Source organism: Superficieibacter sp. 1612_C1, assembly GCF_015234305.1.
GTDB lineage: Bacteria > Pseudomonadota > Gammaproteobacteria > Enterobacterales > Enterobacteriaceae > Superficieibacter.
This window is the reverse complement of the sequence record NZ_JADGMI010000005.1, coordinates 131,709-156,136: the sequence shown is the minus strand read 5'-3', so window position 1 is coordinate 156,136 and position 24,428 is coordinate 131,709. Positions and strand designations below refer to the sequence as shown.

The window sequence follows — 24,428 nt, the reverse complement described above, 5'->3', positions numbered from 1 at the left end:
TTATGCGCCGGATATTATCGGTTTTACTGGAAAATGAGTCTGGCGCACTGTCGCGCGTAATTGGTCTCTTTTCGCAGCGCGGCTATAACATTGAAAGCTTAACCGTGGCTCCCACAGACGATCCCACCCTTTCGCGCATGACCATCCAGACCGTTGGCGATGAAAAGGTCATTGAGCAGATCGAGAAACAGCTGCACAAGCTGGTGGACGTGCTGCGCGTCAATGAACTGGGGCAGGGGCCGCACGTAGAGCGGGAAATTATGCTGGTGAAAGTGCAGGCCAGCGGCTACGGTCGTGAAGAGGTCAAACGCAATACGGAAATCTTCCGTGGGCAGATCATTGACGTTACGCCCTCGATCTACACGGTTCAACTGGCCGGAACCAGTGATAAACTGGACGCCTTTCTGGCGACGTTGCGCGATGTCGCCAGAATTGTCGAAGTGGCGCGCTCCGGGATTGTCGGGTTGTCTCGCGGCGATAAAATCATGCGTTAATGTAAAAAAATGACCTGTCAAGAAGCCCGACATGCGCTGGTCGGGCTTTTTTTTGCGAAAACCGGGACGAGCGCATAGAAAAGCGGTTGCCCATGTGATTATTCTGCGCATAGCATGTTAAGGAATTTAACCTTAAAAAGGTTATGGAGTATCTTTTCTCTTAAGGGGCAATTGTGAAACTGGATGAAATCGCCCGGCTTGCCGGCGTCTCACGAACTACCGCCAGCTATGTGATCAACGGTAAAGCGAAACAGTACCGGGTTAGCGACAAAACCGTCGAAAAAGTCATGGCCGTTGTTCGCGAGCACAACTACCACCCAAATGCGGTGGCGGCAGGGCTACGCGCAGGACGCACGCGCTCCATTGGTCTGGTGATCCCGGATCTGGAAAATACCAGCTACACTCGCATCGCTAATTACCTTGAACGTCAGGCCCGCCAGCGCGGCTACCAGTTATTGATTGCCTGCTCGGAAGATCAGCCCGATAACGAAATGCGCTGTATCGAACATCTGTTGCAGCGTCAGGTTGACGCTATTATTGTTTCCACCTCTTTACCGCCCGAACATCCGTTCTATCAGCGCTGGGCGAACGATACTTTCCCGATTGTCGCCCTCGATCGCGCGCTGGATCGCGAACATTTCACCAGCGTGGTGGGTGCCGATCAGGATGATGCGGAAATGCTGGCTGCGGAACTTCGCACCTTTCCGGCTGAGAACGTGCTGTATTTAGGCGCACTGCCAGAGCTTTCCGTCAGCTTCCTGCGGGAACAGGGCTTCCGTACCGCCTGGAAGGACGATCCGCGCGAAGTGCATTATTTATATGCTAATAGCTATGAGCGGGAAGCGGCGGCGCAGCTTTTTGAAAAATGGCTGGAAACGCACCCGATGCCGCAGGCGTTGTTCACGACCTCTTTCGCGCTCCTGCAAGGCGTGATGGATGTGACCCTGCGACGCGACGGAAAATTGCCGTCCGATCTGGCGATTGCGACCTTCGGCGATAACGAACTGCTCGATTTTCTGCAATGCCCCGTGCTGGCCGTGGCCCAGCGACATCGCGATGTCGCGGAACGGGTGCTGGAAATCGTGCTGGCAAGCCTTGATGAGCCGCGTAAACCGAAGCCGGGGTTGAGCCGCATCCGCCGTAACCTCTACCGCCGTGGCGTCTTAAGTCGACACTAAGCCTGTGAAGGTCCGGCGGTGAATGCCGTCGGGCCGTATGAAGGGGCATTTCTTGCTCATGCCCTGCGACATTTAAACCCCATTATGGCTTTTCGGATAAATCCTTATTTTTGCTCCCGCTTTTTATTCAATTTTTAATCGGGCCATTAAATGCGCCGGATTCTCTCTTTATAGGTAAAATTCTATTTCGATTGTATTAATTTGTTACATTGCTCATCGGCGGCAATGCCCCCGAACCCGCCTTAACCCATCAACCGTATGAATAGTGCGCAGCAGAAGCCAGCCCGGTAGCCTGAATTACCAGGATGTGCTGTTAACAAAAGCAAGAATGTCCTAAAATGCCGCTCGCGTCGCAAACTGACACTTTATATTTTCGCCTGATAAGATCGAACTCTTCCACTCCGAAAGGAAAGATGTCGCTTTTTTCTTACAAATATTCATAGCGTTAATTTGCCTCACGTATTGCTCGATATTTAATCAAAGCCATTATTAACTGCCAGGATGGCGTTTTTTACTCGCCCTGGGGTTTTTGCTGGCTTGACAAGCTTTTCCTCCGCTCCGTAAACTCCCTCTGGTGGGAATTTGTGGGAATTTGTGGGATAAAGTGGTGATAAGGGGTGAGCGGGCATGTTCCGTGGAGCGGCACTGGTCAATCTTGACAGCAAAGGGCGGTTATCCGTACCTACCCGGTATCGGGATACGCTGATTGAAAGCGCCTCCGGTCAAATGGTATGCACCATTGACCTGCATCATCCTTGTCTGCTGCTTTACCCGTTGCCCGAGTGGGAAATTATCGAGCGTAAATTGTCTCGCTTGTCGGGCATGAATCCCCTTGAGCGCCGCGTGCAGCGTTTGCTTTTGGGACATGCCAGCGAATGTCAGATGGACAACGCTGGCCGTTTATTGATAGCGCCGGTTTTACGGCAACACGCCGGACTGACTAAAGAAGTGATGCTGGTTGGACAGTTCAACAAGTTTGAATTGTGGGACGAAACGGCCTGGTATCAACGTGTCAGGGAAGATATCGACGCTGAGCAATCCGCGATCGGAGAGTTATCGGAGCGATTGCAGGACTTATCCTTATAAAAATGATGGAAAATTTTAAACATACAACGGTACTGCTGGACGAGGCCGTTAACGGCCTGAACATTCGTCCGGAGGGTATCTATATTGATGGTACCTTTGGGCGCGGCGGGCACTCACGTCTGATCCTCGGCCAGCTTGGGCCGGAGGGACGCCTGCTGGCGATCGATCGCGATCCCGAGGCGATTGCCGTGGCGCAAGCCATCAACGATCCGCGCTTTTCCATTATTCATGGCCCTTTCTCTGCACTGGCAGACTATGTGCAAGAACGCGATCTTATTGGCAAGATCGACGGTATCCTGCTCGATCTTGGCGTCTCATCACCGCAGCTTGATGATGCTGAGCGCGGCTTCTCATTTATGCGTGACGGTCCGCTGGACATGCGCATGGATCCTACCCGCGGACAATCTGCTGCCGAGTGGCTATTAAAAGCGGAAGAAGCCGACATCACCTGGGTACTGAAAACCTTTGGCGAAGAACGCTTTGCCAAACGTATCGCCCGCGCCATCGTCGAGCGTAACCGCGTGGAGCCCATGACCCGCACTAAAGAGCTGGCGGAGGTTGTTGCCGCCGCGACGCCGGTGAAAGACAAATTCAAACATCCCGCGACCCGTACCTTCCAGGCGGTGCGCATTTGGGTGAACAGCGAACTGGAAGAAATTGAGCAGGCGCTGAAAAGCTCAATTGACGTGCTGGCCCCGGGCGGACGTCTTTCCATCATCAGTTTTCACTCGCTGGAAGACCGTATTGTAAAACGCTTTATGCGTGAGCAAAGCCGTGGGCCACAGGTTCCGGCGGGGTTGCCGATGACCGAAGCACAGCTCAGCAAGCTGGGCGGCCGACAGTTACGGGCGTTAGGTAAGTTAATGCCGGGCGAAGACGAAGTGGCAGAGAATCCACGCGCCCGTAGTTCAGTGCTGCGTATCGCAGAAAGGACGAATGCATGATCGCCAGAGTGACAGAAGCCTTAGGCAAAGTGAAGGGATCGTTAGCAGGCAACGAGCGCCATGCCTTGCCTGGCGTGATCGGCAACGATCTCCTGCGCTTCGGCAAACTGCCACTCTGTCTGTTTGTTTGCATCATTATCACGGCGGTTACGGTGGTCACCACGGCACACCATACGCGCTTACTCACCGCGCAGCGCGAGCAGCTGGTTGTAGAGCGGGATGCGCTGGACATCGAATGGCGTAACCTGATCCTTGAAGAAAATGCGCTCGGCGATCACAGCCGGGTTGAGCGGATCGCAACGGATAAGCTGCAAATGCAGCATGTTGATCCTTCGCAAGAAAATATCGTGGTACAGAAATAGGACGAGTGTAACGCATGAAAGCAGCGGCTAAGACGCTTAAGTTAAAACGCCAGGACGAACCAGCCAACTTTATCAGTTGGCGTTTTGCGTTGTTGTGCGGCTGCATTCTGGTGGCGCTGGGCTTTCTGCTCGGACGCGTCGCCTGGTTACAGATTATCGCGCCGGATATGCTGGTGCGTCAGGGCGATTTGCGCTCGTTGCGCGTGCAGGAAGTCTCTACTTCACGCGGCATGATCACCGATCGTTCCGGTCGACCGCTGGCGGTCAGCGTGCCGGTAAAAGCGATCTGGGCCGATCCTAAAGAGCTGCATGACGCGGGCGGCATCACCCTTGATGGCCGCTGGAAAGCGCTGTCGGATGCGCTGAAAATGCCGCTCGATCAGCTTTCTGCCCGGGTGAATGCCAATCCGAAGGGTCGCTTTATCTATCTGGCGCGTCAGGTGAACCCGGACCTGGGCGATTACATCAAAAAACTCAAATTGCCGGGTATTCATCTGCGGGAAGAGTCGCGTCGATATTATCCATCCGGCGAAGTGACCGCTCACCTCATTGGTTTTACCAACATTGACGGCCAGGGTATCGAAGGCGTTGAAAACAGCTTTGATAAATGGCTTACCGGCCAGCCGGGCGAGCGTATTGTGCGTAAAGACCGCTACGGACGCGTTATTGAAGATATCTCCTCAACTGACAGCCAGGCCGCACATAACCTGGCGCTGAGCATTGATGAACGTTTGCAGGCGCTGGTTTATCGTGAGCTGAACAATGCCGTGGCCTTCAACAAAGCGGAATCAGGCAGCGCGGTGCTGGTGGATGTGAACACTGGCGAAGTGTTGGCCATGGCCAATAGTCCCTCTTACAACCCAAACAACCTGAGCGGAACGGCGAAAGAGGTGATGCGTAACCGCACCATCACCGACGTCTTCGAGCCAGGCTCCACCGTGAAGCCGATGGTGGTCATGACCGCGCTACAGCGCGGCGTGGTGCGTGAAAACAGCGTCCTGAATACCGTTCCCTATCGCGTCAATGGTCATGAAATTAAAGACGTGGCGCGCTATAGCGAACTTACCCTTACCGGGGTATTACAGAAGTCGAGTAACGTCGGTGTTTCTAAGCTGGCGTTAGCGATGCCGTCCTCAGCGTTAGTAGATACTTACTCACGTTTTGGGCTGGGAAAAGCGACCAATTTGGGGTTGGTCGGAGAACGCAGTGGCTTATATCCTCAAAAACAACGGTGGTCTGACATAGAGAGGGCCACCTTCTCTTTCGGCTACGGGCTAATGGTAACGCCGTTACAGTTAGCGCGAGTCTACGCAACGATTGGCAGTTACGGCGTGTATCGTCCGCTGTCGATCACCAAAGTTGACCCGCCGGTTCCCGGCGAGCGTATTTTCCCGGAGTCTATCGTGCGCACCGTTGTGCACATGATGGAGAGCGTGGCGCTGCCCGGCGGCGGTGGGGTCAAGGCGGCCATCAAAGGCTACCGTATCGCGATCAAAACCGGTACGGCGAAAAAAGTCGGGCCGGATGGTCGTTATATCAACAAATACATTGCTTACACCGCGGGCGTCGCGCCAGCCAGCCAGCCGCGTTTTGCGCTGGTGGTGGTCATTAATGACCCGCAGGCAGGTAAATATTACGGCGGTGCCGTTTCCGCGCCGGTGTTTGGTGCCATCATGGGCGGCGTATTGCGCACCATGAACATCGAACCGGATGCGCTGGCAACGGGCGAAAAAAGTGAATTTGTAACTAATCAAGGCGAGGGTACAGGTGGCAGATCGTAATTTGCGCGACCTTCTTGCTCCGTGGGTAGCTGGGCTGCCTGCGCGGGCGCTGCGTGAGATGACGCTCGACAGCCGCACGGCGGCGTCGGGCGATCTTTTTGTCGCGGTATTGGGTCATCAGGCGGACGGGCGTCGATATATCCCGCAGGCGATAGCGCAAGGTGTGGCTGCCATTATTGCTGAAGCAAAAGATGAGGCAACCGACGGTGAGATCCGTGAAATGCACGGTGTACCGGTTATCTATCTCAGCCAGCTTAACGAACGTCTCTCTGCGCTGGCAGGGCGTTTTTACCATCAGCCATCTGAACAACTGCGTCTGGTCGGCGTCACCGGCACGAACGGCAAAACCACCACCACGCAACTGCTGGCGCAGTGGAGTCAGCTACTGGGCGAAACCAGCGCGGTAATGGGGACGGTCGGCAACGGTTTGTTGGGTAAGGTGAGCCCGACTGAAAACACTACCGGTTCAGCGGTTGACGTTCAGCAGGTGCTGGCCGGTCTGGTCGAGCAGGGGGCAACCTTTGCCGGAATGGAAGTGTCTTCTCACGGGCTGGTGCAGCACCGTGTGGCAGCGCTTAAATTTGCCGCCTCGGTCTTTACTAATTTAAGCCGCGATCATCTTGATTATCACGGCGATATGGATCACTACGAAGCGGCGAAATGGCTGCTGTATTCGACCCACCATTTCGGTCAGGCCATCGTAAATGCCGATGACGAAACAGGACGCCGCTGGCTGGCGAAACTGCCAGATGCGGTTGCGGTAGCGATGGGCGATCATATCAACCCGAACTGTCATGGCCGCTGGCTGAAAGCGGTGGATGTGGACTACCACGACAGTGGCGCAACTATCCGCTTCGACTCAAGCTGGGGCGAGGGTGAAATTGCAAGCCGCCTGATGGGCGAATTTAACGTCAGCAATCTGCTGCTGGCGCTGGCCACGCTGCTGGCGCTGGGCTACCCGCTGAGCGATCTGCTGAACACCGCCGGGCGCTTACAGCCCGTCTGCGGACGAATGGAAGTGTTCAGCGCGCCGGGTAAACCGACGGTGGTGGTTGACTACGCACATACCCCGGACGCGCTGGAAAAAGCGCTGGCGGCGGCGCGTCTGCACTGTACCGGTAAGCTGTGGTGTGTATTTGGCTGCGGCGGCGATCGCGATAAAGGCAAACGGCCGCTGATGGGCGCGATTGCCGAACAGTTTGCCGATATTCCGGTGGTCACAGACGATAATCCGCGTACCGAAGAGCCGCGCGCGATCATCAACGATATTCTGGCCGGGATGCTTGACGCAGGCCGGGCGAAAGTCATGGAAGGCCGCGCTGAAGCGGTAACTCACGCCATCATGCAGGCTAAAGAGAATGACGTCGTGCTGCTGGCCGGGAAAGGTCACGAAGATTATCAAATCGTTGGCGCTCGCCGTCTGGACTATTCCGATCGTGTCACCGCAGCGCGCCTGCTGGGAGCCATCGCATGATTAGCGTAACGCTGAGCCAGCTTGCCTCCGTTCTGAAGGGCACGTTACAGGGCCGCGATGTCACGATTGATGCCGTCACTACCGATACCCGTAAGATCGCGCCAGGCTCTCTGTTTGTCGCGCTGAAAGGCGAGCGTTTTGACGCGCACGATTTTGCGGATAAAGCCAAAGCGAGTGGGGCAGGGGCGTTGCTGGTCAGTCGCCAGCTGGAGATCGACCTGCCGCAGTTGATCGTTAACGATACCCGCCGGGCCTTTGGTGAATTAGCGGCCTGGGTACGTCAGCAGGTGCCAACACGCGTTGTCGCGCTGACTGGCTCCTCCGGTAAAACCTCGGTTAAAGAGATGACCGCCTCTATTCTCAGCGAGTGCGGCAATACGCTGTATACCGCCGGAAATCTTAACAATGACATCGGCGTGCCGATGACGCTGCTGCGCCTGACACCGGAGCACCAGTACGCGGTCATTGAACTGGGTGCCAATCACCAGGGCGAAATCGCCTGGACCGTAGGGCTGACACAGCCGGAAGCGGCGCTGGTCAACAACCTGGCCGCCGCGCACCTGGAAGGTTTCGGGTCGCTGGCGGGCGTGGCAAAAGCGAAAGGCGAAATTTACAGCGGTCTGCCGGTTGACGGTATCGCCATCATGAATGCCGATAATAATGACTGGCTGAACTGGCAAACCATCATCGGCGATCGCAAAGTCTGGCGCTTCTCGCCTAATGCGGCCAACAGCGATTTTACCGCCACGAATATCCATGTGACCTCGCACGGCACTGCATTTACCCTGCAAACCCCCACCGGCAGTATTGACGTGCTATTGCCGCTGCCTGGACATCACAACATTGCCAACGCGCTGGCCGCAACGGCGCTCTCAATGGCGGTCGGTGCGGATTTACCCGCGGTCAAAAAAGGGCTGGCAACGTTACAGGCCGTGCCGGGCCGTCTGTTCCCGGTGCAACTGGCCGAAAATCAGCTCCTGCTGGATGACACCTACAATGCGAACGTCGGTTCGATGACCGCCGCCGTGCAGGTGCTGGCCGAAATGCCCGGCTACCGCGTGATGGTGGTCGGCGATATGGCCGAACTGGGCGATGAAAGCGAAGCCTGTCACGTACAGGTGGGTGAAGCGGCGAAAGCGGCCGGAATCGATCGGGTCATTAGCGTCGGGAAGCAAAGCCAGGCTATCAGCCAGGCCAGCGGCGTCGGCGAGCATTTCACCGACAAGCGCGCGCTGATCGCGCGCCTGAAAGAACTGATCGCAGAACAGCAGATTATTACCCTTTTAGTGAAGGGTTCACGTAGCGCCGCCATGGAAGAGGTGGTCCTTGCACTACAGGAGAATGGGACATGTTAGTTTGGCTGGCCGAGCATTTGGTCAAATATTATTCCGGCTTTAACGTCTTTTCCTATCTGACGTTTCGCGCCATTGTCAGCCTGCTGACCGCGCTGTTCATCTCATTGTGGATGGGCCCGCGCATGATCGCCCGCCTGCAACAGCTCTCTTTTGGTCAGGTTGTCCGTAACGACGGTCCGGAATCCCACTTCAGCAAACGCGGCACGCCGACGATGGGCGGGATCATGATCCTCACCTCCATCGTGATTTCCGTGCTGCTGTGGGCCTATCCGTCTAACCCTTACGTCTGGTGCGTCCTGGTGGTGCTGGTGGGTTACGGCATTATCGGCTTTGTCGATGATTACCGCAAAGTGGTGCGTAAAGATACTAAGGGCCTGATTGCTCGCTGGAAATATTTCTGGATGTCGGTAATCGCGCTGGGCGTGGCGTTCGCGCTCTACCTGGTGGGTAATGACACGCCAGCCACGCAGCTGGTGGTGCCATTCTTTAAAGATGTCATGCCGCAGTTGGGCATTCTCTATATTCTGCTGGCCTATTTCGTCATCGTCGGTACCGGCAACGCCGTTAACCTGACCGATGGTCTGGATGGGCTGGCGATTATGCCGACCGTTTTTGTTGCCGGTGGCTTTGCGCTGGTCGCCTGGGCGACGGGGAACATGAACTTCGCTAACTACCTGCATATTCCCTATCTGCGGCACGCGGGTGAGCTGGTCATCGTCTGTACCGCCATTGTCGGCGCGGGATTAGGTTTCCTGTGGTTTAACACCTATCCGGCCCAGGTGTTTATGGGCGATGTCGGCTCGCTGGCGCTGGGTGGCGCGCTGGGGATTATCGCCGTACTGCTGCGTCAGGAATTTTTGCTGGTCATTATGGGCGGCGTTTTCGTGGTGGAAACCCTGTCGGTGATCCTACAGGTTGGCTCGTTCAAACTGCGCGGCCAGCGCATTTTCCGTATGGCACCTATCCACCACCACTATGAACTGAAAGGCTGGCCGGAACCGCGTGTGATTGTGCGCTTCTGGATTATTTCGCTGATGCTGGTGCTGATTGGCCTGGCAACGCTGAAGGTACGTTAATCATGGCAGATTACCAGGATAAAAAAGTGGTCATCATCGGTCTGGGGCTGACCGGACTGTCGTGCGTGGACTTCTTCATGGCGCGTGGCGTGACGCCGCGCGTGATGGACACCCGCGCCGCGCCGTCCGGGCTGGATAAGCTACCGGAGGGCGTTGAAAGCCATGTGGGCAGCCTGAATGACGACTGGCTGCTGGCCGCCGATCTGATTGTTGCCAGCCCTGGTATTGCGCTCGCGCATCCTTCGCTCAGCGCGGCCGCTGAGGCGGGTGTTGAGATTGTCGGTGACATTGAGCTGTTTTGCCGTGAAGCGCAGGCTCCGGTTATTGCGATCACCGGCTCGAACGGTAAAAGCACCGTCACGACGCTGGTCGGCGAAATGGCAAAAGCGGCAGGCGTGAATGTTGGCGTCGGCGGCAATATTGGTCTGCCCGCGCTGATGCTGCTGGATCCGGCGCGTGAACTCTATGTGCTGGAACTGTCCAGTTTCCAGCTGGAGACCACGGCCAGTCTTAAGGCGGCAGCGGCGACGATCCTCAACGTCACGGAAGATCATATGGATCGCTATCCGTTTGGCCTACAACAGTATCGTGCGGCGAAGCTTAAGGTTTATGAAAACGCCACCGTCTGCGTGGTAAATGCTGATGATGCGCTGACCATGCCGGTGCGTGGTGCCGATGCGCGCTGCGTCAGCTTTGGTGTCGATGTGGGCGATTACCATCTTAACCGCCAGCAGGGCGAAACCTGGCTGCGCGCAAAAGGTGAGAAGGTGCTGAATGTGGCCGAAATGCAACTCACCGGACAGCATAACTATACCAACGCGCTGGCGGCGCTGGCGCTGGCGGATGCGGTGAATCTGCCGCGCGCCAGCAGTCTGAAAGCGCTGACCACCTTTAGCGGTCTGGCGCATCGTTTTCAGACCGCGCTGGTGCATAACGGTGTGCGCTGGATCAACGACTCGAAAGCCACCAACGTCGGCAGCACGGAAGCCGCGCTTAACGGCTTACAGGTCGACGGCACGCTGCACCTGCTGCTGGGCGGCGACGGAAAATCCGCAGACTTTTCATCCCTGAAGCGCTATCTCGGCGGCGACAATATCCGCCTGTGGTGCTTTGGCCGCGACGGCGCGGAGCTGGCGGAATTACGTCCGGAAATCGCTGAGCAGACAGAAACGATGGAAGAGGCGATGCGCCTGATTGCCACGCGTGTCCAGCCCGGCGACATGGTGCTGCTGTCGCCCGCCTGTGCCAGTCTGGATCAGTTTAAGAATTTTGAGCAACGGGGCGAACTCTTTACCCGTCTGGCGAAGGAGCTTGGTTGATGCGTTTATCCCTCCCACGCCCGAGAATGCCGCGCCTGCCCGGATTTAGCGTCCTGGCATGGCTATTCACGGCGATGAAAGGCTGGGTAATGGCGTCGCGTCAGAAAGATGCGGACAGCCTGATTATGTACGACCGCACGCTGGTCTGGCTGACATTCGGCCTCGCGGCGATCGGTTTTATTATGGTGACGTCGGCGTCAATGCCCATCGGGCAACGGCTGACGAACGATCCTTTCTTTTTTGCTAAACGCGATGGTGCCTATCTGGTGATGGCATTTTTGCTGGCGCTGGTCACGCTACGTCTGCCGATGGAATTCTGGCAGCGCTACAGCACGGCGATGCTGCTGGGATCGATCATTCTGTTGATGATCGTACTGGTGGTAGGGAGTTCCGTAAAAGGGGCATCGCGCTGGATCGATCTTGGTCTGCTGCGCGTACAGCCTGCGGAACTGACCAAGCTGTCGCTGTTTTGCTATATCGCCAACTATCTGGTGCGCAAAGGGGATGAGGTCCGCAATAACTTACGCGGCTTCTTGAAACCGATGGGCGTCATCTTTGTGCTGGCGATCCTGCTGCTGGCGCAGCCGGACCTCGGTACGGTGGTGGTGCTGTTCGTCACCACGCTGGCAATGCTGTTTCTGGCCGGGGCGAAGTTATGGCAGTTCATCGCCATCATCGGCATGGGGATTTCGGCGGTAGTGCTGCTGATCCTGGCAGAGCCGTATCGTATCCGCCGCGTGACGGCATTCTGGGATCCGTGGGCAGACCCGTTTGGCAGCGGCTATCAGTTAACCCAATCGTTGATGGCATTTGGTCGCGGCGAGCTATGGGGGCAGGGGCTCGGCAACTCGGTGCAAAAGCTGGAATACCTGCCGGAAGCCCACACCGACTTTATTTTCGCCATTATTGGCGAGGAACTGGGTTATATCGGTGTGGCGCTGGCGCTGTTGATGGTATTCTTCGTCGCTTTTCGCGCCATGTCGATTGGCCGCAAGGCGCTGGAGCTCAATCAACGCTTTTCCGGCTTTCTGGCCTGTTCAATCGGCGTCTGGTTTAGCTTTCAGGCACTGGTCAACGTCGGCGCGGCAGCCGGCATGCTGCCGACCAAAGGGTTGACGTTGCCCTTAATCAGTTACGGCGGGTCGAGTCTGTTAATTATGTCGACAGCCATCATGATGTTATTGCGCATAGATTATGAAACGCGTCTGGAAAAAGCCCAGGCGTTTACACGAGGTCAACGATGAGCGGTCAGAGTAAGCGGTTGATGGTGATGGCAGGCGGTACCGGTGGACACGTGTTCCCGGGGCTGGCGGTCGCCCATCATCTGATGGAGCAGGGCTGGCAGGTGCGCTGGCTGGGAACCGCCGATCGTATGGAAGCAGACCTGGTACCAAAAAATGGTATTGAGATTGATTTTATTCAGATCTCGGGGCTGCGCGGTAAAGGTATTAAAGCGCAATTGCTGGCTCCGCTGCGCATTTATCACGCCTGGCGTCAGGCGCGGGCGATTATGAAACGTTTTCAGCCGAACGTGGTGCTGGGGATGGGCGGTTATGTCTCCGGACCGGGCGGGCTGGCGGCATGGTCGCTGGGTATCCCGGTGGTACTGCATGAACAAAACGGCATTGCGGGCCTGACCAATAAATGGCTGGCGAAAATCGCTAAAAAAGTGATGCAGGCGTTCCCTGGCGCATTCCCCCATGCGGATGTCGTCGGCAATCCGGTCAGAACTGATGTGCTGGCGCTACCGCTGCCGCAGACGCGGCTGGCCGGACGTGAAGGCCCGGTGCGGCTGCTGGTTATCGGCGGATCGCAGGGCGCACGGGTGTTAAATCAGACGCTGCCGGAAGTGGCGGCGAAACTGGGTGAAAAAGTCACTATCTGGCACCAGAGCGGAAAAGGCGGGCAGCAAACCGTGGAGCAGGCGTATGCCGCAGCGGGCCAGCCGCAGCATAAAGTGACTGAGTTTATTGATGACATGGCCGCCGCTTACGCCTGGGCGGACGTGGTGGTATGCCGCTCCGGCGCATTGACGGTGAGTGAAATCGCTGCCGCTGGTTTACCAGCGCTATTCGTCCCATTTCAGCATAAAGATCGCCAGCAGTACTGGAATGCGCTGCCGCTGGAAAAAGCGGGCGCGGCAAAAATTCTTGAGCAGCCACAATTCACCGTGGAAGCCATCGTTGCAACGCTGGCAGGTTGGGACAGGGAAACCCTGTTAAAAATGGCAGAACGCGCGCGCGCGGCCTCCATTCCTGATGCGACGGAACGTGTCGCAAATGAAGTGAGCCTGGCAGCCCGGGCTTAACTGTGGTGGTGCCGTTTGCACCGCATGAATATTTGAAGTTATGGCGTTAAAGAATGAATACACAACAACTGGCTAAACTGCGTTCAATTGTGCCCGAGATGCGTCGCGTCCGGCACATTCACTTTGTCGGCATCGGTGGTGCTGGCATGGGTGGTATTGCCGAAGTTCTGGCCAATGAAGGCTACCAGATTAGCGGCTCTGACCTGGCACCAAACCCGGTCACGCAGCAGTTGGCGTCGCTTGGGGCGACAATCTATTTCAACCATCGCCCGGAAAATGTGCTTGATGCGAGCGTGGTGGTGGTCTCTACCGCCATTTCTGCCGATAACCCGGAAATCGTTGCCGCGCATGAAGCGCGTATCCCGGTGATCCGCCGTGCGGAAATGCTGGCCGAACTAATGCGTTTTCGCCACGGCATCGCCATTGCCGGTACGCACGGTAAAACGACGACCACAGCAATGGTCGCCAGTATTTATGCTGAAGCCGGCCTGGACCCAACGTTTGTGAACGGTGGCCTGGTAAAAGCCGCAGGTGTACATGCTCGTCTGGGCCACAGCCGTTATCTGATCGCCGAAGCCGATGAGAGCGACGCGTCGTTCCTGCATTTGCAGCCGATGGTTTCTATCGTGACTAACATCGAAGCTGACCATATGGATACTTACCAGGGCGACTTCGAAAATCTGAAGCAGACGTTTATTAACTTCCTGCACAACCTGCCGTTCTATGGCCGTGCGGTAATGTGCGTCGACGATCCGGTGATCCGCGAATTGCTGCCGCGCGTAGGTCGCCAGACGACGACCTACGGCTTTAGTGACGATGCTGACGTGCGCATTGAGAATTACGAACAAAACGGTCCGCAGGGCCACTTCACCTTGCTACGCCAGGACAAACCTGAGCTGCACGTGACCCTGAACGCACCAGGCCGTCATAACGCCCTGAATGCGGCGGCGGCGGTAGCGGTAGCCACAGAAGAAGGCATTGAAGACGAGGCGATCCTGCGCGCGCTGGAAAATTTCCAGGGCACCGGACGCCGCTTTGATTTCCTTGGTGAATATCCGCTGGAAGAGGTCAACGGCAAGCAGGGCACCGCCATGCTCATTGATGACTACGGCCATCATCCGACTGAGGTCGACGCGACGATCAAAGCCGCACGGGCAGGTTGGCCGGACAAAAATCTGGTCATGCTGTTCCAGCCGCACCGTTTCACGCGTACCCGCGATCTTTACGATGATTTCGCCAGGGTATTGACACAGGTCGACACGCTGTTGATGCTGGAGGTCTATCCGGCCGGAGAAGCCCCGATTCCTGGCGCGGACAGCCGCTCTCTATGTCGTACTATCCGTGGACGTGGCAAGGTCGATCCGATTCTGGTTTCCGATCCGGCGCAGATCGCCGAGATGTTAGCGCCGGTACTCACCGGCAACGATCTGATTCTGGTTCAGGGCGCGGGAAACATAGGCAAAATCGCGCGTAAATTATCGGAAATCAAACTGAAGCCGCAAACCCAGGAGGAAGAGCGCCATGGCTGATAAGATAGCAGTCCTGCTCGGCGGTACCTCCGCAGAGCGTGACGTTTCACTCAATTCCGGCGCTGCGGTGCTGGCAGGGTTACGCGAAGCTGGCGTTGATGCCTGGCCCGTTGACCCGCGTGAAACGGACATCACCCATCTCAAAGATATGGGGTTTCAGAAAGTATTTATAGCCTTGCACGGACGTGGGGGTGAGGATGGAACTTTACAGGGACTACTGGAACTTTCAGATCTGCCCTATACCGGTAGTGGCGTAATGGCGTCTGCTATCTCCATGGATAAACTGCGTAGCAAACTGCTCTGGCAGGGTGCCGGTTTACCTGTGGCTCCCTGGGTGGCATTAACGCGGAAAACGTTTACTGACGGGCTTTCTTCAGACGTGCAACAGCGCATTGCTGACCTTGGTCTTCCGCTGATTGTTAAGCCCAGCCGGGAAGGCTCCAGCGTCGGCATGTCAAAGGTAACAGAAGCTGACACTTTACATGCTGCGTTAACGCTGGCTTTTCAGCATGATGAAGAAGTTTTAATCGAAAAATGGCTCAGCGGGCCAGAATTTACCGTCGCGATGCTCGGTGAAGAAATTTTACCGTCAATTCGTATTCAACCTGCTGGAACCTTCTATGATTATGAGGCGAAGTATCTCTCTGATGAGACAAAGTATTTTTGCCCAAGCGGTCTGGAAGCAGAGCGTGAGACACAATTACAGTCTCTGGTAGTGAATGCATGGAATGTTCTCGGCTGTCGCGGCTGGGGAAGAATCGACGTTATGCTGGACAGCGATGGCCAGTTTTATCTGCTGGAAGCGAATACCTCTCCGGGTATGACCAACCACAGCCTGGTGCCGATGGCGGCGCGTCAGGCCGGGATGAGCTTCTCGCAGTTGGTAGTAAGAATTTTGGACCTGGCGGGTTGATATGTCGCAGGCTGCGCTGAACACGCGAAACCGCGAAGAGGAAGTGGCTTCTTCTTCCCGGCGAAATAATGGAACGCGTCTGGCGGGAATTATTTTCCTGCTGGCGGTGTTATGTACCGTGTTAATGAGCGGCTGGATGATATTGGGCTGGATGGATGACGCGCAGCGTTTACCGCTCTCGAAACTGGTGGTAACCGGCGATCGTCACTACACCCGTAATGATGATATTCGGCAATCTATTCTGGCACTTGGCGCACCGGGCACGTTTATGACTCAGGATGTCAATATTATCCAGAGCCAAATTGAACGTCTTCCGTGGATTAAACAGGCGAGCGTCAGAAAGCAATGGCCGGACGAATTAAAGATTCATCTGGTTGAATATGTGCCGATAGCACGATGGAATGATCAGCATATGGTCGATGCTGATGGTAACTCTTTCAGCGTACCTTCAGATCGCACCAGCAACGTAAATTTGCCGATGTTGTCAGGTCCTGAAGGAAGCGAAAACGAAGTACTGCAAGGCTATCGCGATATGGGTAAGGTGCTGGCAAAGGACAAGTTCACGTTAAAAATGGCGGCGATGACCGCGCGCCGCTCCTGGCAATTAACCCTTGATAATGATATCAGGCTTAATTTGGGACGCGGTGATACGATGAAACGTCTGGAGCGCTTTATAGAACTGTATCCAGTTTTACAACAGCAAGCGCAGACCGAAGGCAAACGGATTAGCTACGTTGATTTGCGCTATGACTCGGGTGCGGCAGTCGGTTGGGTACCGGCACCGGCTGAGGAACCTAATCAACAACAGAATCAGGCACAGGCAGAGCAATAATGATCAAGGCGACGGACAGAAAACTGGTAGTTGGACTGGAGATTGGCACCGCAAAGGTAGCTGCTTTAGTAGGGGAGGTTCTGCCCGACGGTATGGTCAATATCATTGGCGTGGGCAGTTGCCCGTCGCGTGGTATGGATAAAGGTGGGGTAAACGACCTCGAATCGGTAGTAAAATGCGTACAACGCGCTATCGATCAGGCTGAATTAATGGCTGACTGCCAAATATCCTCGGTTTATCTGGCGCTTTCAGGTAAACATATTAGTTGTCAGAATGAAATTGGCATGGTGCCCATTTCAGAAGAAGAAGTGACGCAGGAAGACGTGGAAAACGTCGTGCATACGGCGAAATCGGTTCGCGTGCGAGATGAACACCGCGTACTGCATGTTATTCCTCAGGAATATGCCATTGATTACCAGGAAGGTATTAAGAACCCTGTGGGTTTATCCGGCGTGCGCATGCAGGCAAAAGTGCACTTGATCACCTGTCACAACGACATGGCGAAAAATATTGTCAAAGCCGTGGAACGTTGTGGTTTAAAAGTTGACCAACTGATTTTTGCCGGGCTGGCGTCCAGTTATTCCGTATTAACTGAAGACGAACGTGAGCTGGGTGTCTGTGTGGTTGACATCGGTGGTGGTACAATGGACATCGCCGTCTATACAGGCGGAGCGCTGCGTCACACGAAAGTGATCCCTTATGCGGGGAATGTGGTGACCAGCGATATCGCTTATGCCTTCGGTACGCCACCGAGCGATGCCGAAGCCATTAAAGTTCGTCACGGCTGTGCGTTTGGCTCCATCGTCGGTAAAGACGAGAGCGTGGAAGTCCCAAGCGTAGGTGGACGCCCGCCGCGTAGCCTGCAACGCCAGACGTTAGCAGAGGTTATCGAACCGCGTTATACCGAACTGCTAAACCTGGTGAATGAAGAGATTTTGCAATTGCAGGAAATGCTGCGTGAAAAAGGGGTGAAACACCATCTGGCAGCAGGCATTGTATTAACCGGTGGCGCGGCGCAAATTGAAGGCCTGGCGGCCTGTGCGCAACGCGTATTTCACACGCAGGTGCGGATTGGCGCACCGCTGAATATTACCGGCTTAACGGATTATGCCCAGGAGCCGTACTATTCCACGGCGGTGGGACTGCTGCACTACGGGAAAGAATCCCATTTAAGCGGTGAAGCGGAAGTTGAAAAACGGGTGACGGCATCCGTCAGCTCGTGGATTAAACGGCTGAATAGTTGGCTACGAAAAGAGTTTTGATTTTTTTAAGAGAACGCAGAAAATTAGCGATCTCAGGCGACAGGCACAACGGAGAGAGAAATTATGTTTGAACCTATGGAACTGACCAACGACGCGGTGATTAAAGTCATCGGCGTCGGTGGCGGCGGCGGCAATGCCGTTGAACACATGGTGCGTGAGCGCATCGAAGGTGTTGAATTCTTCGCGGTTAATACCGACGCTCAGGCGCTGCGTAAAACGGCGGTTGGCCAGACGATTCAGATCGGTGGTGGCATCACCAAAGGTCTGGGCGCTGGGGCTAACCCGGAAGTGGGGCGCAACGCAGCTGACGAAGATCGTGAAGCCTTGCGTGCAGCGCTTGACGGGGCAGACATGGTCTTTATCGCCGCCGGTATGGGTGGTGGTACAGGTACCGGTGCTGCGCCTGTGGTAGCAGAAGTGGCAAAAGATCTGGGTATCCTGACGGTCGCTGTTGTGACCAAGCCTTTCAACTTCGAAGGCAAGAAGCGCATGGCATTTGCCGAGCAGGGGATTACCGAGCTGTCCAAGCACGTTGACTCATTGATCACCATCCCGAACGACAAGCTGCTCAAAGTGCTGGGTCGCGGTATTTCGCTTCTCGATGCGTTTGGTGCGGCAAATGACGTACTGAAAGGGGCGGTGCAGGGTATCGCCGAACTGATCACCCGTCCTGGCCTGATGAACGTCGACTTTGCGGACGTGCGTACGGTGATGTCCGAAATGGGCTATGCGATGATGGGTTCCGGCGTTGCCAGCGGTGAAGACCGTGCGGAAGAAGCGGCTGAAATGGCTATCTCTTCTCCGCTGCTGGAAGATATCGATCTGTCCGGCGCGCGTGGCGTTCTGGTCAACATTACGGCGGGCTTCGACCTGCGTCTGGATGAGTTTGAAACCGTTGGTAACACCATTCGTGCGTTTGCTTCAGACAATGCGACCGTGGTTATCGGTACGTCTCTGGATCCGGACATGAACGACGAACTGCGCGTTACTGTGGTTGCGACCGGTATTGGCATGGACAAACGTCCTGAAATTACCCTGGTGACTAACAAACAGACGCAACAGCCGGTACTGGATCGCTATCAGCAGCACGGTATGGCACCGCTGACGCAGGAGCAGAAGCCTGCGGCGAAGGTGGTTAACGACAATACGTCTCAGGCAAAAGAGCCGGATTATTTGGATATTCCTGCCTTTTTGCGTAAGCAGGCCGACTAAGAATTGGCTGGAAGTTGGGCATCTTAGCTCTTTGTGCTAAACTGCTCGCCCGAATGTATAGTACACTTCGGTTGGATAGGTAATTTGGCGAGATAATACGATGATCAAACAAAGGACATTAAAACGTATCGTTCAGGCGACTGGCGTCGGTTTACATACCGGCAAGAAAGTCACGCTGACGCTGCGCCCTGCGCCGGCAAATACCGGGGTCATCTATCGTCGCACCGACTTGAATCCACCGGTAGATTTTCCGGCCGATGCCAAATCTGTGCGTGATACCATGCTCTGTACTTGCCTGGTCAATGAGCATGACGTGCGGATTTCAACGGTAGAGCACCTGAACGCCGCCCTGGCGGGCCTGGGTATCGACAACATTGTTATTGAAGTCGATGCGCCTGAAGTGCCGATTATGGATGGCAGTGCTGCGCCGTTCGTTTACCTGCTGTTAGACGCAGGCATCGACGAACTTAACTGCGCGAAGAAATTCGTTCGCATTAAAGAGACCGTTCGCGTCGAAGATGGCGATAAATGGGCTGAATTCAAACCGTTTAATGGTTTTTCGCTGGACTTTACCATCGACTTTAACCATCCGGCGATTGATTCCAGCAACCAGCGCTACGCGATGAACTTCTCTGCGGACGCCTTTATGCGTCAGATTAGCCGTGCACGTACTTTCGGTTTTATGCGCGATATCGAATATTTACAGTCCCGCGGCTTGTGCCTGGGCGGTAGCTTCGATTGTGCCATCGTTGTTGACGATTATCGTGTATTGAACGATGACGGCCTGCGTTTTGAAGACGAATTCGTACGTCACAAAATGCTGGATGCTATCGGCGACTTGTTCATGTGTGGCCACAATATTATTGGCGCGTTTACTGCCTATAAATCGGGTCATGCGCTGAACAACAAACTGCTACAGGCGGTCCTGGCAAAACAGGAAGCCTGGGAATATGTCACCTTCGAAGACGACGCCGAACTGCCGCTGGCATTCAAAGCGCCTTCCCTGGTTCTGGCATAACGCCCTAAAATTCGACTGGTTAACCTGGCACCCTCTCCGTCCAGGGAAACCAGTCGTTTTTCATTTCTGTTCTCCGCCATATTCCCTTTACTCGCCTTTCTGCTTTATCCGCCGTCTGATTGCCGTTTTCTTAATCTGTTTATCTCTTTTCCAGGCTTTATTACTACTGCCGGGTCAAAGCATTAATGGTAATATCATTACAGGATATAAATTGCAGAGCGTCAGGCTCTTGTAGATTTGACAGAGTGGTGAATTGAGTGAGTGGGTTGCTGACGCGCTGGCGACAGTTAGGCAGACGGTATTTCTGGCCGCATCTCCTGTTGGGGATGGTCGCGGCTGGTTTTGGCCTGCCCGCTCTCTGTAATACCGAGCCTGCCGTCCCGGCAAAAGCTGCGGCCAGCAGTCACGATCGTCCTTCAGGCGTTAACTTTACTCATCTGGCGCTGCTCGAGGCGAACCGTCGCCCCTCTTTCACCGTGGACTACTGGCATCAACACGCCATCCGCACGGTGATCCGCCACCTTTCCTTTGCCATGGCTCCGCAGGTATTGCCGGTAGCCGAGGAACCGCTAACGCTTGAAGCGGACCACATTGCGTTGCTGAATACCCTTAGCGCAATGCTGACGCAGGAGAGCAAACCGCCGGTCATTGTCCGCCAGGTTGCCATTGCATTCTTCGTACCCAAATCCGCTTTTAGCGTCTCTGCCTGGATAAGCCAGGCGCAGGGCATCCGCGCCGGACCTCAACGCCTTAGCTGAATCATTCTTCCTTCAACTAATTTTTGACTCCGCACAGCGGGGCGTTTGAGATTTTATTATGCTAATCAAATTATTAACTAAAGTTTTCGGTAGTCGTAACGATCGTACCCTGCGCCGTATGCGCAAAGCGGTCAACCTGATTAACAGTATGGAACCGGCAATGGAAAAGCTCTCTGATGAAGAGCTGAAAGCCAAAACCGCAGAGTTCCGCGCGCGCCTGGCAAAAGGCGACACCGTTGAAAGCCTGATCCCGGAAGCCTTTGCCGTGGTGCGTGAAGCGAGTAAGCGCGTTTTTGGCATGCGTCACTTCGACGTCCAGTTGCTCGGTGGTATGGTGCTGAACGAGCGCTGTATCGCGGAAATGCGTACCGGTGAAGGTAAAACCCTGACCGCTACGCTGCCTGCTTACCTTAATGCGCTGTCAGGCAAAGGCGTTCACGTGGTTACCGTCAACGACTATCTGGCACAGCGTGACGCCGAAAATAACCGCCCGCTGTTTGAATTCCTCGGCATGACCGTCGGCATCAACATGTCTGGCCTGCCTGCACCGGCAAAGCGTGAAGCTTACGCAGCCGATATCACCTACGGGACCAACAACGAATACGGTTTTGACTATCTGCGCGATAACATGGCGTTTAGTCCGGAAGAACGCGTCCAGCGTAAACTGCACTACGCGCTGGTGGATGAGGTGGACTCCATCCTGATCGATGAAGCGCGTACACCGCTGATTATCTCCGGTCCGGCGGAAGACAGTTCAGAAATGTACAAGCAGATGAACAAAATCATCCCGCATCTGATCCGTCAGGAAAAAGAAGACTCCGATACCTTCCAGGGCGAAGGCCATTTCTCTGTAGACGAGAAAGCGCGTCAGGTTAACTTAACCGAACGCGGCCTGGTGCTGATCGAAGAATTGCTGGTCAAAGAAGGCATCATGGAAGAGGGCGAATCGCTTTACTCGCCGGGCAACATCATGATGATGCACCACGTGACCGCCGCACTGCGCGCCCACGCCCTGTTTACCCGCGACGTTGACTACATCGTTAAAGATGGCGAAGTCATCATCGTCGACGAACATACCGGTCGTACCATGCAGGGTCGCCGCTGGTCAGATGGTCTGCATCAGGCCGTTGAAGCCAAAGAAGGCGTGGAAATTCAGAATGAAAACCAGACGCTGGCGTCCATTACCTTCCAGAACTACTTCCGTTTGTATGAAAAACTGGCCGGTATGACCGGTACGGCGGATACTGAAGCGTTCGAATTCAGTTCCATCTATAAACTGGATACCGTGGTTGTGCCCACTAACCGTCCAATGATCCGTAAGGATATGGCGGATCTGGTGTATATGACCGAAGCGGAAAAAATCCAGGCGATCATTGAAGATATCAAAGAACGCACGGCAAATGGTCAGCCGGTGCTGGTCGGTACTATCTCAATTGAAAAATCAGAAGTGGTGTCGAATGAACTGGTGAAAGCCGGTATCAAACATAACGTTCTGAACGCCAAATTCCACGCCAGCGAAGCAGATATCGTCGCCCAGGCGGGTTATCCGGCTGCGGTGACCATTGCTACCAACATGGCTGGTCGTGGTACGGATATCGTGCTCGGGGGTAGCTGGCAGGCGGAAGTTGCTGCGCTGGAAGAGCCGACCCCGGAACAGATTGCCCAAATTAAAGCCGACTGGCAGGTTCGTCACGACGCGGTACTGGCCTCCGGCGGCCTGCATATTATTGGTACTGAACGCCATGAATCGCGTCGTATCGATAACCAGCTGCGTGGCCGTTCCGGTCGTCAGGGGGATGCGGGTTCTTCCCGTTTCTACCTGTCGATGGAAGATGCGCTGATGCGTATTTTCGCCTCCGATCGTGTGGCGGGGATGATGCGTAAACTGGGGATGAAACCGGGCGAAGCCATTGAGCATCCGTGGGTCACTAAAGCCATTGCCAACGCTCAGCGTAAAGTCGAAAGCCGTAACTTTGATATTCGTAAACAGCTGCTTGAATATGATGATGTGGCCAACGATCAGCGCCGTGCCATCTACACCCAGCGTAACGAACTGCTGGACGTGTCGGACGTAAGCGAAACCATCAATAGCATCCGTGAAGACGTGTTCAAAGCGACCATCGATAACCATATTCCACCACAGTCACTGGAAGAGATGTGGGATATCCCTGGTCTGCAAGAGCGTCTGAAGAACGATTTCGATCTCGACCTGCCTATTACTGAGTGGCTGGATAAAGAGCCGGAACTGCATGAAGAGACGCTGCGTGAGCGTATCCTTGCCAGCGCGATCGAGGTTTATCAGCGTAAAGAAGAGATCGTGGGTGCTGAAATGATGCGCCATTTCGAAAAAGGCGTCATGCTGCAAACCCTCGACTCGCTGTGGAAAGAGCATCTGGCAGCAATGGACTATCTGCGTCAGGGTATCCATTTGCGTGGCTATGCGCAGAAAGATCCGAAGCAGGAATACAAACGCGAATCCTTCTCTATGTTTGCTGCGATGCTGGAATCTCTGAAATATGAAGTGATCAGCACCCTGAGCAAAGTACAGGTGCGCGAGCCGGAAGAAGTGGAAGAGATGGAACAGCAGCGCCGCGAAGAAGCCGAACGTCTGGCGCAGATGCAGCAGCTCAGCCATCAGGACGATCACACCGCAGCGGCTGAAGCCATTGCGGAACAGACCGGCGAACGCAAAGTTGGCCGTAACGATCCGTGCCCGTGCGGTTCCGGTAAAAAATACAAACAGTGCCATGGCCGCCTGAGTTAAGGGCCGGGCTAACCACGGAAGGCGCAGGCGACTGCGCCTTTTTTATGGACGTAATAACATGAAAAAACTGCAAATTGCCGTGGGGATTATTCGTAATCCACAGCATGAGATTTTCATCACCCAGCGTGCTGCTGATGCGCATATGGCGAATAAGCTGGAGTTTCCCGGTGGAAAAATTGAGGCCGACGAAACGCCGGAGCAGGCGCTGACTCGTGAGTTGCAGGAAGAGGTGGGGATCACGCCGCATAACGCCACGTTATTCGATAAGCTGGAATATGAATTTCCGGACCGCCATATCACGCTTTGGTTCTGGCTGGTGGACCGCTGGGAAGGGGAGCCGTGGGGTAAAGAAGGACAGCCGGGGCGCTGGATTGCGGTAAACGAATTAAAGGCGGACGATTTCCCGCCGGCGAATGCACCGGTTATCGCAAAGCTGGTGAACGCCGTTTAAGATTAAGACGCCGGGTGTCGAATAATGCCCGGTGGCGCTTCGCTTACGCGGGCCTACAGACAACGCCAGCCCACATGCCGGGTAAGGCGCAGCCGCCACCCGGCAGGATTATATTTACTGTTTCTCTTCGCTCCAGTCATCGCTATCAGACAGATCGCCCGCGCTGGGAATACGCTTCTCCTCGGCAGCCCACTCGCCAAGGTCGATCAACTGGCAGCGTTTGCTGCAAAAAGGACGAAACGGGCTCTCCTGGCCCCAGATAACCGCTTTGCCGCAGGTTGGGCAATTAACCACGGTGGCTTCAGACATATA

General features: G+C 55.1%; 22 protein-coding genes. 21 read left to right on the top strand and 1 reads right to left on the bottom strand.

Annotated elements, in window-relative coordinates:
• Window positions 1–2 precede the first annotated feature (2 nt).
• From ilvN to mutT, 21 genes are all read left to right on the top strand, one after another.
• Window positions 3–494 (top strand): acetolactate synthase small subunit, encoded by a 492-nt coding sequence (ilvN, locus tag INT84_RS17520; RefSeq protein WP_176917961.1) that lies wholly within the window; start codon window positions 3–5, stop codon window positions 492–494.
• A 173-nt stretch (window positions 495–667) separates the two neighbouring features.
• Window positions 668–1,672, top strand: a complete 1,005-nt coding sequence (gene cra, locus INT84_RS17515; RefSeq protein ID WP_176917962.1) for a catabolite repressor/activator — start codon at window positions 668–670, stop codon at window positions 1,670–1,672.
• A gap of 627 nt (window positions 1,673–2,299) precedes the next feature.
• Window positions 2,300–2,758 (top strand): division/cell wall cluster transcriptional repressor MraZ, encoded by a 459-nt coding sequence (gene mraZ / locus INT84_RS17510; protein ID WP_194207825.1) that lies wholly within the window; start codon window positions 2,300–2,302, stop codon window positions 2,756–2,758.
• Window positions 2,759–2,760: 2 nt separating this feature from the next.
• On the top strand, window positions 2,761–3,702 hold the full coding sequence (gene rsmH / locus INT84_RS17505; RefSeq protein ID WP_194207824.1) for a 16S rRNA (cytosine(1402)-N(4))-methyltransferase RsmH: 942 nt from the start codon (window positions 2,761–2,763) through the stop codon (window positions 3,700–3,702).
• On the top strand, window positions 3,699–4,064 hold the full coding sequence (gene ftsL, locus INT84_RS17500) for a cell division protein FtsL (protein WP_176917965.1): 366 nt from the start codon (window positions 3,699–3,701) through the stop codon (window positions 4,062–4,064). The genes rsmH and ftsL overlap by 4 nt, the downstream gene beginning before the upstream one ends.
• Before the next feature lie 14 nt (window positions 4,065–4,078).
• Window positions 4,079–5,845: a peptidoglycan glycosyltransferase FtsI gene (locus INT84_RS17495; protein ID WP_194207823.1), complete on the top strand. Its 1,767-nt coding sequence runs from the start codon at window positions 4,079–4,081 to the stop codon at window positions 5,843–5,845.
• Window positions 5,832–7,319 carry a UDP-N-acetylmuramoyl-L-alanyl-D-glutamate--2,6-diaminopimelate ligase gene (gene murE / locus INT84_RS17490; protein WP_194207822.1) on the top strand — a complete coding sequence of 496 codons (1,488 nt, stop codon included), beginning with the start codon at window positions 5,832–5,834 and terminating at the stop codon, window positions 7,317–7,319. Before INT84_RS17495 ends, murE begins: the two co-directional genes overlap by 14 nt.
• Complete coding sequence (gene murF, locus INT84_RS17485; protein ID WP_194207821.1) at window positions 7,316–8,674, top strand: UDP-N-acetylmuramoyl-tripeptide--D-alanyl-D-alanine ligase; 1,359 nt, start codon at window positions 7,316–7,318, stop codon at window positions 8,672–8,674. The genes murE and murF overlap by 4 nt, the downstream gene beginning before the upstream one ends.
• On the top strand, window positions 8,668–9,750 hold the full coding sequence (gene mraY / locus INT84_RS17480; protein WP_176917969.1) for a phospho-N-acetylmuramoyl-pentapeptide-transferase: 1,083 nt from the start codon (window positions 8,668–8,670) through the stop codon (window positions 9,748–9,750). Before murF ends, mraY begins: the two co-directional genes overlap by 7 nt.
• 2 nt (window positions 9,751–9,752) lie before the next feature.
• Entirely contained in the window at window positions 9,753–11,069 is a 1,317-nt protein-coding gene (gene murD, locus INT84_RS17475) for a UDP-N-acetylmuramoyl-L-alanine--D-glutamate ligase (RefSeq protein WP_194207820.1), read from the top strand.
• Window positions 11,069–12,313 carry a cell division protein FtsW gene (ftsW, locus tag INT84_RS17470; RefSeq protein ID WP_176917971.1) on the top strand — a complete coding sequence of 415 codons (1,245 nt, stop codon included), beginning with the start codon at window positions 11,069–11,071 and terminating at the stop codon, window positions 12,311–12,313. The genes murD and ftsW overlap by 1 nt, the downstream gene beginning before the upstream one ends.
• Window positions 12,310–13,377 (top strand): undecaprenyldiphospho-muramoylpentapeptide beta-N-acetylglucosaminyltransferase, encoded by a 1,068-nt coding sequence (gene murG, locus INT84_RS17465; RefSeq protein WP_194207819.1) that lies wholly within the window; start codon window positions 12,310–12,312, stop codon window positions 13,375–13,377. Before ftsW ends, murG begins: the two co-directional genes overlap by 4 nt.
• 53 nt (window positions 13,378–13,430) lie before the next feature.
• Window positions 13,431–14,906: a UDP-N-acetylmuramate--L-alanine ligase gene (gene murC, locus INT84_RS17460; RefSeq protein ID WP_194207818.1), complete on the top strand. Its 1,476-nt coding sequence runs from the start codon at window positions 13,431–13,433 to the stop codon at window positions 14,904–14,906.
• Window positions 14,899–15,819 carry a D-alanine--D-alanine ligase gene (locus tag INT84_RS17455; protein ID WP_194207817.1) on the top strand — a complete coding sequence of 307 codons (921 nt, stop codon included), beginning with the start codon at window positions 14,899–14,901 and terminating at the stop codon, window positions 15,817–15,819. The genes murC and INT84_RS17455 overlap by 8 nt, the downstream gene beginning before the upstream one ends.
• Window position 15,820: 1 nt before the next feature.
• On the top strand, window positions 15,821–16,651 hold the full coding sequence (gene ftsQ, locus INT84_RS17450) for a cell division protein FtsQ (protein WP_176917975.1): 831 nt from the start codon (window positions 15,821–15,823) through the stop codon (window positions 16,649–16,651).
• A complete protein-coding gene (gene ftsA / locus INT84_RS17445; RefSeq protein WP_176917976.1) occupies window positions 16,651–17,913 on the top strand; it encodes a cell division protein FtsA in 1,263 nt (420 codons plus the stop codon). The genes ftsQ and ftsA overlap by 1 nt, the downstream gene beginning before the upstream one ends.
• A gap of 63 nt (window positions 17,914–17,976) precedes the next feature.
• Window positions 17,977–19,125, top strand: a complete 1,149-nt coding sequence (gene ftsZ / locus INT84_RS17440) for a cell division protein FtsZ (RefSeq protein ID WP_176917977.1) — start codon at window positions 17,977–17,979, stop codon at window positions 19,123–19,125.
• Between the two features lie 100 nt (window positions 19,126–19,225).
• On the top strand, window positions 19,226–20,143 hold the full coding sequence (gene lpxC, locus INT84_RS17435; protein ID WP_176917978.1) for a UDP-3-O-acyl-N-acetylglucosamine deacetylase: 918 nt from the start codon (window positions 19,226–19,228) through the stop codon (window positions 20,141–20,143).
• 257 nt (window positions 20,144–20,400) lie between these two features.
• Window positions 20,401–20,901, top strand: coding sequence for a secA translation cis-regulator SecM (gene secM / locus INT84_RS17430; protein WP_194207816.1), 501 nt, complete (start codon window positions 20,401–20,403; stop codon window positions 20,899–20,901).
• 58 nt (window positions 20,902–20,959) lie between these two features.
• The gene (secA, locus tag INT84_RS17425) at window positions 20,960–23,665 is read left to right on the top strand and encodes a preprotein translocase subunit SecA (protein WP_194207815.1); all 2,706 of its coding nucleotides are present in this window, start codon (window positions 20,960–20,962) and stop codon (window positions 23,663–23,665) included.
• A gap of 58 nt (window positions 23,666–23,723) precedes the next feature.
• Window positions 23,724–24,116: an 8-oxo-dGTP diphosphatase MutT gene (gene mutT / locus INT84_RS17420; protein WP_194207814.1), complete on the top strand. Its 393-nt coding sequence runs from the start codon at window positions 23,724–23,726 to the stop codon at window positions 24,114–24,116.
• 114 nt (window positions 24,117–24,230) lie between these two features.
• Here mutT and yacG read toward each other — a convergent pair whose 3' ends face one another.
• Window positions 24,231–24,425 (bottom strand): DNA gyrase inhibitor YacG, encoded by a 195-nt coding sequence (yacG, locus tag INT84_RS17415; protein ID WP_176917982.1) that lies wholly within the window; start codon window positions 24,423–24,425, stop codon window positions 24,231–24,233.
• Window positions 24,426–24,428: the final 3 nt, after the last annotated feature.

Bases quoted from the DNA above. Each gene is read 5' to 3' on its own strand.
- ftsA (WP_176917976.1), top strand. From the start codon at position 16,651: ATGATCAAGGCGACGGACAGAAAACTGGTAGTTGGACTGGAGATTGGC.
- rsmH (WP_194207824.1), top strand. From the start codon at position 2,761: ATGATGGAAAATTTTAAACATACAACGGTACTGCTGGACGAGGCCGTT.
- ftsQ (WP_176917975.1), top strand. From the start codon at position 15,821: ATGTCGCAGGCTGCGCTGAACACGCGAAACCGCGAAGAGGAAGTGGCT.
- yacG (WP_176917982.1), bottom strand. From the start codon at position 24,425: ATGTCTGAAGCCACCGTGGTTAATTGCCCAACCTGCGGCAAAGCGGTT.
- mraY (WP_176917969.1), top strand. From the start codon at position 8,668: ATGTTAGTTTGGCTGGCCGAGCATTTGGTCAAATATTATTCCGGCTTT.
- murF (WP_194207821.1), top strand. From the start codon at position 7,316: ATGATTAGCGTAACGCTGAGCCAGCTTGCCTCCGTTCTGAAGGGCACG.
- ftsL (WP_176917965.1), top strand. From the start codon at position 3,699: ATGATCGCCAGAGTGACAGAAGCCTTAGGCAAAGTGAAGGGATCGTTA.
- ilvN (WP_176917961.1), top strand. From the start codon at position 3: ATGCGCCGGATATTATCGGTTTTACTGGAAAATGAGTCTGGCGCACTG.
- lpxC (WP_176917978.1), top strand. From the start codon at position 19,226: ATGATCAAACAAAGGACATTAAAACGTATCGTTCAGGCGACTGGCGTC.
- mutT (WP_194207814.1), top strand. From the start codon at position 23,724: ATGAAAAAACTGCAAATTGCCGTGGGGATTATTCGTAATCCACAGCAT.
- secA (WP_194207815.1), top strand. From the start codon at position 20,960: ATGCTAATCAAATTATTAACTAAAGTTTTCGGTAGTCGTAACGATCGT.
- murG (WP_194207819.1), top strand. From the start codon at position 12,310: ATGAGCGGTCAGAGTAAGCGGTTGATGGTGATGGCAGGCGGTACCGGT.
- ftsZ (WP_176917977.1), top strand. From the start codon at position 17,977: ATGTTTGAACCTATGGAACTGACCAACGACGCGGTGATTAAAGTCATC.
- murC (WP_194207818.1), top strand. From the start codon at position 13,431: ATGAATACACAACAACTGGCTAAACTGCGTTCAATTGTGCCCGAGATG.
- INT84_RS17495 (WP_194207823.1), top strand. From the start codon at position 4,079: ATGAAAGCAGCGGCTAAGACGCTTAAGTTAAAACGCCAGGACGAACCA.
- ftsW (WP_176917971.1), top strand. From the start codon at position 11,069: ATGCGTTTATCCCTCCCACGCCCGAGAATGCCGCGCCTGCCCGGATTT.
- mraZ (WP_194207825.1), top strand. From the start codon at position 2,300: ATGTTCCGTGGAGCGGCACTGGTCAATCTTGACAGCAAAGGGCGGTTA.
- murD (WP_194207820.1), top strand. From the start codon at position 9,753: ATGGCAGATTACCAGGATAAAAAAGTGGTCATCATCGGTCTGGGGCTG.
- INT84_RS17455 (WP_194207817.1), top strand. From the start codon at position 14,899: ATGGCTGATAAGATAGCAGTCCTGCTCGGCGGTACCTCCGCAGAGCGT.